This window comes from Photobacterium sanguinicancri (assembly GCF_024346675.1).
Taxonomy (GTDB): Bacteria; Pseudomonadota; Gammaproteobacteria; order Enterobacterales; family Vibrionaceae; genus Photobacterium; species Photobacterium sanguinicancri.
On record NZ_AP024850.1, the window covers coordinates 316367 to 328854 of the forward strand.

Sequence of the window (12488 nt, forward strand, 5' to 3'; positions counted from 1 at the left end):
TGCTGTGATAGGATGTGAATTAGCTGTAACACTAAAAAAGGAAGTAGATAGTGGCTAAGGGCAAAGGAATACTTGAACAAAGGTTAGCACAACAGATCCTAATCATAGATGGTGGCATGGGCACCATGATTCAGGGGTATAAATTAGAGGAAGAAGATTACCGGGGTGAACGCTTCCGCGATTGGCATTCAGATCTGAAAGGTAATAACGACCTACTTGTCCTGACCCAGCCACAGTTAATCAAAGATATCCATCTTGCTTATTTAGAGGCAGGCGCTGATATTTTAGAGACGAACACTTTCAATGCCACCACGATTGCGATGGCTGACTATGATATGGAAAGCTTGAGCGCAGAAATCAATTATGAAGCTGCGAAGCTTGCTCGCCAAGCTGCTGATGAGTGGACAGCTAAAACGCCTGATAAACCTCGCTTTGTTGCTGGTGTGTTGGGCCCAACGAACCGTACGTGTTCTATTTCTCCTGATGTTAATGATCCCGGCTATCGCAATGTCACCTTTGACCAGTTGGTGGAAGCTTATTCTGAATCGACGCGTGCGCTTATTGCGGGCGGAGCTGATATTATTTTGGTGGAAACTATCTTTGATACCTTGAATGCAAAGGCCTGTACTTTTGCTGTTGAAACGGTATTCGAAGAAGATGGTATCCACTTACCTGTGATGATATCAGGTACGATCACCGATGCTTCTGGTCGTACACTCTCAGGTCAAACGACCGAAGCATTTTATAACTCATTGCGTCACGTAAAACCGATTTCATTTGGCTTGAACTGTGCGTTGGGGCCTGATGAGTTGCGTGAATATGTGAGTGAATTATCGCGTATTTCAGAATGTGCCGTTTCTGCTCACCCTAATGCAGGCTTACCTAATGCTTTTGGTGAATATGATTTAAGCCCTGAAGAGATGGCTGAACATATTCAAGAATGGGCGCAAAGCGGTTTCTTAAATCTGGTTGGTGGGTGTTGTGGTACAACCCCTGATCATATTCGTCAAATGTATGAAGTCACGCGTGACCTTCAACCTCGGCAATTACCTGAAATCCCGGTTGCTTGCCGATTATCCGGCCTTGAGCCACTGACCATTGATGCGGATACTTTGTTTGTAAATGTTGGTGAGCGTACTAACGTTACGGGCTCCGCTCGCTTTAAACGGCTTATCAAAGAAGAACTATACGACGAGGCATTGGAAGTCGCACGACAACAAGTCGAAGCGGGAGCACAAATCATCGATATTAATATGGATGAGGGGATGCTGGATGCAGAAGCTGCGATGGTGCGCTTTTTAAACCTTTGTGCCACCGAGCCTGAAATCTCAAAAGTGCCCATTATGGTCGACTCCTCTAAATGGGAAGTGATTGAGGCGGGCCTTAAATGCGTTCAAGGTAAACCGATTGTTAATTCGATTTCTTTGAAAGAAGGAAAAGAGAAATTTATAGGCCAAGCTAAATTACTGCGTCGCTATGGTGCTGCGGTGATAGTGATGGCATTTGATGAAGTAGGTCAGGCCGATACTAGAGAGCGAAAAGTTGAGATTTGTACCAATGCGTATCGAGTATTAGTCGACGAAGTGGGTTTTCCACCTGAAGATATTATCTTTGACCCTAATATTTTTGCCGTCGCAACCGGTATTGAAGAGCATGATAATTATGCGGTCGACTTTATTGAAGCGGTCGGTGATATCAAGCGCACGTTGCCATACGCCATGATTTCGGGCGGTGTGTCTAACGTTTCTTTTTCTTTCCGTGGTAATAACGCGGTACGTGAAGCTATTCATGCTGTTTTCCTTTATCACTGCTTTAAGCAAGGCATGGATATGGGGATCGTCAATGCAGGTCAATTAGCTATTTATGATGATTTACCGGATGAATTACGCGAAGCCGTTGAAGATGTTGTCCTTAATCGTCGCTCTGACAGCACTGAACGTTTACTCGATATTTCAGCAAAATACCGCGATAGCGGCAAAGTAGAAGAAGATCGCAGTGCGCAAGAGTGGCGTGGTTGGCCTGTTGAAAAGCGCCTTGAACATGCGTTAGTTAAAGGCATTACAGAGTTTATCGTTGAAGATACAGAAGAAGCGCGCGCCAAAGCGAGTAAGCCTCTTGAAGTGATTGAAGGCCCATTAATGTCGGGCATGAATGTGGTCGGTGACTTGTTTGGTGAAGGTAAAATGTTTTTACCTCAAGTAGTCAAATCGGCTCGTGTAATGAAACAAGCCGTTGCCTATTTAGAGCCTTACATTAATGCTGAAAAGCAGGCGGGTTATAGCAACGGAAAAATATTGCTGGCGACGGTAAAAGGCGATGTCCATGATATTGGTAAGAATATCGTAGGGGTTGTTTTGCAGTGTAATAACTATGAGATTATTGATCTTGGAGTGATGGTATCTTGTGAAAAGATCCTCAAAGTGGCGAAAGAAGAAAATGTCGACATTGTTGGGTTAAGTGGCCTGATTACCCCATCGCTTGATGAAATGGTCCACGTAGCCAAAGAAATGGAACGACAAGGTTTTGATTTACCGCTTTTGATTGGCGGTGCCACCACTTCAAAAGCACATACAGCGGTTAAGATAGAGCAAAATTATCATGCGCCTGTGGTGTATGTATCGAATGCATCTCGTGCTGTTGGAGTATGCTCTGCGTTATTGTCTGATGCGCAGCGACCAGCTTTTGTTGAGCGGTTAGATAAAGAATATGACGTAGTACGCGATCAACATAGTCGTAAAAAAACTCGCACCGCCCCTGTCACGCTAGAGCAAGCTCGTGAGAACTGTGTTGATATTGATTGGAATGAATACACGCCCCCTATTCCTGCGAAGCCGGGTGTACATATATTCAAAGACTTTCCGGTTGCGGAATTACGCCAATATATCGATTGGACACCCTTTTTCATGACTTGGTCGCTAAGTGGTAAATACCCGACGATTTTACGCCATGAAGTGGTAGGGGAAGAAGCACAGCGTTTGTTTAATGATGCGAATGCATTATTGGATGAGATCGAACAAAAAGGCATGATCAAAGCAAATGGTGTTTGTGGCTTATTCCCGGCTAATAACATTGGCGATGACGTTGAAGTATATACCGACGACACTCGCACGGAAGTATTAACAGTGCTGCATGGTTTACGTCAGCAGACAAAGAAAACCAAAGGGGCTAACTACTGTCTGTCGGACTATATTGCACCGAAGAAAAGTAATAAGCCTGATTGGATTGGTGCGTTTGCGGTAACTGGTGGTATTGGTGAATATGACATTGCCGAGCAATTTAAAGAAGCGGGTGACGATTATAATGCCATCATGATCCAAGCCGTTGCGGATCGATTGGCGGAAGCATTTGCTGAATGTTTACATAGAAAAGTACGCACAGAACTATGGGGGTTCTCCCCTGATGAAGAGCTGACTAATGATGATTTGATCCGAGAGAAATATCAGGGCATTCGCCCTGCACCGGGTTACCCTGCATGTCCAGAACATACTGAAAAAGGCGCGATTTGGTCACTGCTAGAACCTGAACAAAATGCTGGAATGACGTTAACTGAAAGCTATGCGATGTGGCCGGGAGCTGCAGTTTCAGGTTGGTACTTCTCTCACCCAGAATCTCGTTATTTTGCAGTCGCACAAATTCAGAAGGATCAGGCGGAAGACTATGCACAACGAAAAGGTTGGACATTAGAAGAGGCTGAAAAGTGGTTAGGGCCAAATTTATAGCGATTACCCTTACGCATTAAAATGGAAAGGCACTCACAGAGTGCCTTTTTATTTTTTATCTATTATGAGAGCTTAATGCTCTTCAAATAATTGCTGATGTAGCTGTTGCACGATTGGCTTCGCATTGTCTTGATCAATCAAGAAACAGAGATTGTGCGGGCTTGCGCCATAGCAGACCATCCGAAGCTGATAATCATCGAGAGAACCAAATACTTGACTCACAGAGCCTTGGATATGGCTCATTTGGTTACCAATCAATGCGACTAAGCAGAGCCCTTGCTCTACTTCTACTCGGCACCATTCGTTCAGAGCTTCAATTGCTGCTTGTGGTAGTGTCGGAGCACCACCTGCCGTATCGGTTTGATCCAGTGTCAGTGAAACGCTAACTTCTGATGTCGTAATTAAATCAACCGATATTTTATGCTCAGCTAAAATACGAAAGACTTCAGCGAGAAAACCATAAGCATGGAACATATTCAAACTAGTGAGCGTCACCATAGTTTGGTTGCAACGTAGTGCTACCGCTCGAAAAAGAGGTGCATCGCTAACTGTTTGTCGAATCCAAGTCCCTCCTTGCCCTGGTGCTTTTGACGAGCCAACAAAAACTGGAATTTGTTGGCGTATCGCAGGAACTAAGGTTGAGGGGTGGAGAATTTTCGCTCCGAAATTGGCCATTTCAGAGGCTTCGCTAAAGCTGATTTCTTTAATGGGTTGTGCTTTGGCGGTAATACGAGGATCTGTGGTGTACATCCCTGGCACATCGGTCCAAATTTCTAAGGTGGTTGCATTGATTGCCTCTGCCATTAATGCGGCACTGTAATCACTGCCGCCACGACCTAGAGTTGTCGTGTGGTTGCTCTCATCAGAACCAATAAACCCTTGGCTAACCACAACGTGATGCTGTAATTGGCTGCGGAGGTGATCGTTACTGAGTTGACGAATCGCAGTGGGGTTAGGAATGGCTTTGCCGTGTTGACTGTCCGTTCGCATCACTTGGCGGATATCGAATCGAATTGCATCAATACCTTGCTCTCGAAGAATTTGTGTAAATAAATGGGTCGAGAGTAGTTCGCCATTTGCTACTAATTGATCGGTAATCGCAGCACTCGGTTGCTCAATGGCTTGCTCTGAAAGTGCAGCTATATTCTCTAATAGAACTTGGATAGCGGCGGCTGGGATTTCAGGTGACTGAAGTTGATCGAGCACGGATTGGTGGGTATCGTTCAGGGTTTGGAGTCGCTGCTGACGTAATGCATTATCTGCAATGCCCTGAGATAATTCTACTAGCAAGTTGGTGACCCCAGAGCATGCGCTGATCAAGACAAGGCGTGTTGCTGGGCTATTTGCCACAATGTGAGCACTACGCTGCATCGCATTAAAGTCGGCAACACTAGTGCCACCAAACTTAGCGACGGTCAGGGCTGGTGATGTTGAGGGTGATACAGTCGGGCTCAAAACATGTCTCCTAAAAACAGCATAAAGTATAGGAATCGGATGAAATAAGCGGGAGGTGCTGCTAGTACTGTAGCAGTATCAAACGGTGAACGGATAAAAATCACGACAACCAGAAGCTCCCCATATCAGACCTTTTTGATTCCATTCAAAAGGCAAAATATGACAGCCAGAAGGATTCAACCTTCAAAGCCGATATAGCCGATCCCCTGTTCGGACATATCTCGGCGTTACTCCCCCTCTTAGCTTGGCATTGGGGTGGGGCCCCGCCAAACAAATACCTGGGTAACGCTCCTCTTCTGTTTTTACCTGCTGAGAATATCAGCAGGATGAACAAAAACTGAATAGCCATTCAATAGGATTTATGGTGGGGTTGTCAATACATCAATGATTGATTATGCAAATAAATTGAAATAACTTGTGTAGGTAAACCGAAATCGCGAGCTTTGAAACAAAGATAAACATCGACCTACATTATTCTGATATATAACTACACATAAGCGTCAGATACCTTTTAAGGAGAATTACAATGACAATAGGAAGCTTCTACCCACCTCAACGTACTTTGATGGGGCCTGGTCCATCCGATATCTACCCACAAGTATTACAAGCGTTAAGTCGTCCGACTGTTGGTCACCTTGATCCGAGTTTCATTGGTATGATGGATGAACTAAAGCAGTTATTACAGTACGCATTTCAGACCAAAAATAGCTTTACGATTGCGGTCTCTGCGCCGGGAAGTGCGGGGATGGAAGCGTGTTTTGTTAACTTGGTTGAACCAGGCGATAAAGTCATTGTATGTCGCAATGGGGTATTTGGCGATCGTATGCGCGAGAACGTAATTCGCTGTGGTGGTGAGGCGGTTATTGTTGATAACGCATGGGGAGAGCCCGTTGATCCCGCATTGGTTGAACAAGCGTTGGTACAGCACCCCGACGCTAAAGTGGTCGCTTTTGTGCATGCCGAAACATCAACAGGGGCATTGAGTGATGCAAAGGCAATCGCAGAAATCGCACGTCAGCATGATTGCTTAACCATAGTTGATGCAGTGACATCTCTGGGTGGGGTTCCTTTGCTGGTGGATGAGTGGCAACTTGATGCTGTCTATTCTGGCAGTCAGAAATGTTTATCTTGTGTTCCGGGATTATCACCACTGACGTTCTCACAACGCGCTATCGATAAGATAGAAGCGCGTACGACCCCTGTTCAGAGCTGGTTTTTGGATCAAAGCTTAGTACTGGGTTATTGGAGTGGGGAAGGTAAGCGTAGCTACCACCATACCGCGCCAGTGAATAGCCTTTATGCATTACATGAAGCGTTAGTATTATTGCAGCAAGAAGGCTTAGAAAATGCCTGGCAGCGTCATCAAGATGCGCACTTAGCTTTACGTGAAGGTCTTGAGCAACTCGGTATTCAATTTGTGGTGGCAGAAGAACACCGTTTACCGCAATTAAACGCTATTTATATTCCTGATGGTGTAGATGATGCCGAAGTGAGAAAGACCTTACTGATGCGATATAACCTTGAAATAGGGGCTGGCCTAGGTGCATTAGCGGGTAAAGCATGGCGTATTGGCTTGATGGGGTATGCAGCACGGAACGAGAATGTCGCTCTGTGTTTAAAAGCATTAGAAAGTACCTTGAAATAGTACGATGAGACAGTGATGTAGAAATGGCGACCGTTATGGTCGCCATTTTTATATGTTAAATGATCGATAGGTGGCGAAAAGAGGGTTATTCAACGGCAGGTTTAGCTGCTGATGTGACATCTGATAGCTCACTCAACGATTGAACCGCGAGTGCATCACTGAAATCACCCTCAGGAAATAAGAACTTAGCCTCTTGATAGATCTGTTCGGCATGAGCGTTATCTCCGAGTAAGCAATAAGACAATATTAAGTTGCCATACAGTTGTTCCCGTGGCCATGTTTTTGCTTTCACGGTCGCCCAGCGAATATATTCTTCAATCAATTCGGGTTTATTCAGCGTTTGAGCCAGTTCAAGCTGGGGCTGATGTAATGCCCACTCATAGCGGTGTTTCCAGGCCCAAGGGTTATTGACCTTCATTAAATAATCGATATTTAACGGTAAGGTGCTTTCAAACTTTGTCAGCATACGACCTGAATATAGGGTGGTGATCATATAACTACTGACGAGTAGCGGAATGAGTAAGGCACTGACCTTTATCCCTAATACGTAATTCAGTCCTTTTTTATGGTATTTCGCGGTGAGGTTATCCACCCAGTAGATCAGAATAATAAAGATCACCCAATGTACCAGCGAGTGATAAAACGGATACTCTAATTGGGTATGCAGTGTGATTGGGAAAAACAGAGCGACAAGTGCTAACTGCGTGCCATCACGGGCTTTTTTAATTTTAAATATAACCGCAGCGGCTGCAATCAGTAATACGATAAGTGGCACTATGCCACCTTCAGCAGCCCAAAAGGTTAACTCATTGTGTGGATGATCAAGTGCCGGCAATCCCGCAGGTTGCGATGGATCTGCGTGATGCCAACGGGCTGTTTGGGTAAGGTAAGACACTTCAAAAGTGCCGTAGCCATAACCTGTTAAGGGCTCAGTGGTGAACATCTTAATAGCTTGAGGTGTAATTGTGCTGCGTACATCAGATAATGTGATCTTATTTGTATTGGTCTCTATTTGTGAGTGTTGATTTACAGCATAAGACGTCGTTAGACCGAGTACGATCATCAATAGCCACATCCGCCACTGTGCTTTAGCGGCGAATTGTTTGAGGTAAGGGATCAGTAACGCAACACCGACAATTGCGCCAAGCCAACCCGTGCGAGAACTCAGCACGATAAGAATTGGAATAATCAGTACAGGCGTAATAAGTAGCAGCAGTTGTTGGAACGACCATTTACCACGGTACATCGGCATACGTGCAAGTAAGTATCCTGAAAGCACGAGTCCTGTCGCTAAGAAGCTGGCCATGACATTAGGCTGTTGGAAAATACCGTGCGGACGACTTTGGGTTGGATCAAAGCCAAAGGCGTTATTCGGTTCTATCCATAAGTATTGATACCAGCCAAATAAGGTCTGAGTCAGAATGCCTAATAGGATAAACCATAAAATGAGTTGGCGGCGACTTGGGGTGAACGCGAATTGTTGCAGGGCAACAAAGAACAAAAAACCGGCCCATAAACCAATGATGCGATCACTGACCGCTGCAATATCTGCGTTGTCGTATAGCATAGGAATCGACAATAAAATGCAGCAAATGAACAATACGATCGTTAAGCGAGTGTAGCGCCAAATACGTTGGCGGCTGATTTCAAGTAAACCTACACCAATCGCAAAGCTAAAGGGCATCCAGCTGGTGGCATTAAAGGGGAGTTCTAACCCTGATCCCCCTGGGTTGTGTTGGAAATATAACAGCGCATGTACGAACAGCGCACAAAGGGCCGCGAGAAAAGGTTTAACCAAAGGTTTACTGATCCCTGGTTGAGCAAGCCGGGTTCCTTGGATATGTAGCACTGTCATGTTGCGTCCATTAATAATGATTCAAAAAACGATCCAGTTTTATAAATAAAAAGCAGGTAACCATGTGATCACCTGCTTTGGCTGACAACATTATAAATGTTATTGGAGTGCGGGTAGCATAGGTTTTAAGAACCGTGCGGTATGTGAGCCTTCCACTAATGCCACCTCTTCTGGTGTGCCAGTTGCAATAATTTTACCACCGCCGCTGCCACCTTCTGGGCCCAAATCGATGATCCAATCAGCCGTTTTAATGACATCGAGATTATGCTCGATAACCACAATGGTATTGCCGTGCTCACGTAAGCGGTGCAGAACCACTAACAGCTGCTGGATATCATGGAAATGAAGGCCGGTTGTCGGCTCATCCAGAATATATAATGTTTTGCCTGTATCGCGTTTAGATAGCTCGCGTGCCAACTTAACGCGTTGTGCTTCACCCCCTGAAAGGGTTGTGGCAGCTTGACCTAAGCGAATGTACGATAAGCCTACATCCATTAAGGTTTGCAGCTTTCTTGCAATTGCTGGCACAGGGTCAAAAAATTGGCGAGCATCTTCGACGGTCAAGTCTAACACCTCATCAATGGTTTTTCCCTTGTATTTCACTTCCAACGTTTCACGGTTATAACGCTTGCCTTTACACATGTCACACGGTACATAAACATCAGGTAAAAAGTGCATTTCGACTTTGATAACACCATCTCCCTGACACGCTTCACAGCGTCCACCTTTTACATTAAAGCTAAATCGGCCGGGCTTATAGCCTCGCGCTCGTGATTCTTGTGTTCCTGCAAAGAGCTCACGGATAGGGGTGAATATCCCAGTGTAAGTGGCAGGGTTCGATCTCGGGGTACGACCAATAGGGCTTTGATCGATATCGATGACTTTATCGAAGTGTTCGAGATCTTGAATTTCACGATATGGTGCAATCTCCCCAGTAGTTGCACCATTGAGCTGGTGGTGTGCAATACGGAAAAAAGTGTCATTGATCAGGGTTGATTTACCTGAACCAGATACCCCCGTGATACAAGTAAACAGACCAACTGGAATTTCGACATCGACGTTGTTGAGGTTGTTACCACTTGCGCCAAGTAGCTTCACTGTCTTGGCTGGATCCATCGCAATGCGTTGCTCTGGGATCGCAATAGATTGCTTGCCACTTAAGTATTGGCCTGTGAGCGATTCTGGCGCTTTTAGAATATCTTCCATAGTGCCTTCGGCAATAATCTGGCCACCGTGAACGCCAGCGCCAGGGCCAATATCAATCACGTGATCGGCTGCACGAATCGCATCTTCATCGTGTTCAACCACAATCACGGTATTACCTAAATCACGAAGATGTGTCAGGGTTTTGAGTAAGCGTTCGTTATCACGTTGGTGTAAACCGATTGAGGGTTCATCCAGCACATACATCACCCCGACTAAACCTGCACCAATTTGACTCGCTAAGCGGATACGTTGTGCTTCACCACCAGAGAGCGTATCGGCACCACGAGAAAGGTTAAGGTAATTCAGGCCAACATTGACTAAGAACGATAAACGATCGCGGATCTCTTTTAAGATCTTCTCGGCAATTTTTGCTCGTTGACCTGTAAGGTTTAGTTGTTCAAAGAAAGTCAGTGCTTCTTGAATACTGAATTCACAGATTTCAGGCAGCGTGGTTTCGGTGATGAACACATTACGGGCTTCTTGGCGAAGGCGAGAGCCATCGCAACTGGCACAGGGCTTTTTCGAGACAAACTTACTGAGTTCTTCACGCACCGCGTTTGATTCTGTTTCGCGATAGCGACGCTCCATATTATTGAGGATCCCCTCAAAGGGATGACGACGTACCGTGATATCACCGCGATCATTGATGTACTTAAACTCAATATCCGTTTTGCCTGAACCATTTAAAATGATGGTTTGGATTTTTTTCGGTAAGTCATTGAACGGGCTTTCAACATCGAAGCCATAATGATCAGCTAAAGAGTTGAGCATTTGGAAGTAATAGAAATTGCGTTTATCCCAGCCTCGGATTGCTCCGCCTGAAAGACTGAGCTCTTCATTCTGTACTACACGGTCGGGATCAAAATATTGCTGAACACCCAGTCCATCACAAGTACCACAGGCGCCCGCCGGGTTATTGAAAGAGAACAGGCGAGGCTCTAGCTCCTGCATGCTATAGCCGCAATGTGGGCAAGCGAAGTTGGCAGAGAAAACGATATTTTCATGTTCGCCTTCGGTCATCGGGATTACCGTAACAGTACCGCCAGAAAGCTCTAACGCGGTTTCAAATGACTCAGCCAAACGCTGCTGAAGATCATCTCGCACCTTAAAGCGATCCACGACCACTTCAATGGTGTGCTTCTTGTGGAGTTCTAATGTTGGAGGATCGGATAGATCGCAGACCTCGCCATCAATGCGTGCACGGATATAACCTTGTGCGGCAAGATTGGCGAGCGTTTTAACATGTTCACCCTTACGGTCTTGTACGATTGGCGCGAGCAGCATCATTTTGCTGCCTTCAGGTAGCGATAATACTTTATCAACCATTTGACTCACGGTTTGTGCCGCAAGGGTAACATTATGAGTAGGGCAACGAGGTTCTCCGACACGGGCATACAATAGACGCAAATAATCGTAGATCTCAGTGATGGTACCCACTGTCGAACGTGGATTGTGGGATGTTGATTTTTGTTCGATAGAAATCGCAGGAGAGAGGCCTTCGATGTGATCAACATCGGGCTTTTCCATTAATGATAAAAACTGACGCGCGTAGGCAGATAATGACTCAACATAGCGGCGCTGTCCTTCCGCATAGAGAGTATCGAAGGCAAGCGAGGATTTACCTGAACCAGATAGTCCTGTGATAACAATCAGCTTGTCACGTGGAATAGTAAGATTGATATTCTTGAGGTTGTGCGTACGCGCACCCCTGACTTCGATTTGATCCATAATCTACCGACTAATTATTGATGACAATTAAGACAATGATTATGGCATAGGGTTTTGGGGCTTGAAAGAGTAAGCTGTATAAAGATACAGTAATATGAAGAGACTATTTGATTGCTATCGCAGTGCAACACTACCTATTTCGGTGAAGCGTAGCCGTAAGATAGTTATCCGTGATAGACTTCGCGATCACATCTAAACTTACATTTGTAGCAGCGACGAATAGACGCTGCGTCTGAAGAAATTTGGAGCTAACTATGGCCAGTCGTGGCGTAAATAAAGTTATCCTAGTCGGTAACTTAGGTAATGACCCAGAGATCCGTTACATGCCAAGCGGCGGTGCAGTAGCAAACATCACTATTGCTACTTCAGAGTCATGGCGTGATAAAAACACTGGCGAACAACGTGAGAAAACAGAATGGCACCGTGTGGCGCTATTCGGTAAAGTTGCAGAAGTTGCTGGTGAATACCTACGTAAAGGCTCACAAGTTTACATTGAAGGCCAACTACAAACGCGTAAGTGGCAAGACCAAAACGGCCAAGAACGTTACACAACAGAAGTTGTTGTTCAAGGCTTTAACGGCACAATGCAAATGCTTGGTGGTCGTCAAGGCGGCGGTCAAGGTATGGGTGCTCCTTCACAGGGTGGCGGTCAGCAGCAAGGTAACTGGGGTCAGCCTCAACAACCTGCAGCGCAACAGCAGAATAACTTTGCACCACAGCAACAGTCTGCACCGCAACAACAAGCGCCGGCTCAACAGCCACAGCAGCAATACAATGAGCCACCAATGGACTTTGATGACGATATCCCGTTCTAAGGATCTTCGTACTGAAAGTCGATTATGATAATTGGTAAATGACAATAAAAAAGCAGCGTATTTAG

General features: G+C 45.5%; 6 protein-coding genes and 1 riboswitch. Of the genes, 3 read left to right on the top strand and 3 right to left on the bottom strand.

The annotated features are described in order from the left end of the window. The first annotated feature begins 47 nt into the window (after nucleotides 1–47). The gene (gene metH / locus OCU87_RS01555; RefSeq protein ID WP_261858336.1) at nucleotides 48–3719 is read left to right on the top strand and encodes a methionine synthase; all 3672 of its coding nucleotides are present in this window, start codon (nucleotides 48–50) and stop codon (nucleotides 3717–3719) included. Between the two features lie 72 nt (nucleotides 3720–3791). Here the strand turns inward: metH and lysC are convergent, their stop codons facing one another. Then, nucleotides 3792–5090: a lysine-sensitive aspartokinase 3 gene (gene lysC / locus OCU87_RS01560; RefSeq protein WP_261858337.1), complete on the bottom strand. Its 1299-nt coding sequence runs from the start codon at nucleotides 5088–5090 to the stop codon at nucleotides 3792–3794. Nucleotides 5091–5279: 189 nt separating this feature from the next. Beyond that, a riboswitch (Lysine riboswitch) is annotated at nucleotides 5280–5478 on the bottom strand. Between the two features lie 222 nt (nucleotides 5479–5700). Between lysC and OCU87_RS01565 the strand changes: the two genes are divergently transcribed. Further along, a complete protein-coding gene (locus OCU87_RS01565) occupies nucleotides 5701–6819 on the top strand; it encodes a pyridoxal-phosphate-dependent aminotransferase family protein (protein WP_062689563.1) in 1119 nt (372 codons plus the stop codon). An 85-nt stretch (nucleotides 6820–6904) separates the two neighbouring features. On the opposite strand, the gene OCU87_RS01570 is transcribed toward OCU87_RS01565, so the two are convergent. Both OCU87_RS01570 and uvrA read right to left on the bottom strand, forming a co-directional pair. Further along, a complete protein-coding gene (locus OCU87_RS01570) occupies nucleotides 6905–8674 on the bottom strand; it encodes a PglL family O-oligosaccharyltransferase (RefSeq protein ID WP_261857715.1) in 1770 nt (589 codons plus the stop codon). A gap of 99 nt (nucleotides 8675–8773) precedes the next feature. Then, a complete protein-coding gene (uvrA, locus tag OCU87_RS01575) occupies nucleotides 8774–11608 on the bottom strand; it encodes an excinuclease ABC subunit UvrA (RefSeq protein WP_261857716.1) in 2835 nt (944 codons plus the stop codon). A gap of 254 nt (nucleotides 11609–11862) precedes the next feature. Here uvrA and OCU87_RS01580 point away from each other — a divergent pair, with 254 nt between their 5' ends. After that, entirely contained in the window at nucleotides 11863–12423 is a 561-nt protein-coding gene (locus OCU87_RS01580) for a single-stranded DNA-binding protein (protein WP_062689569.1), read from the top strand. Nucleotides 12424–12488: the final 65 nt, after the last annotated feature.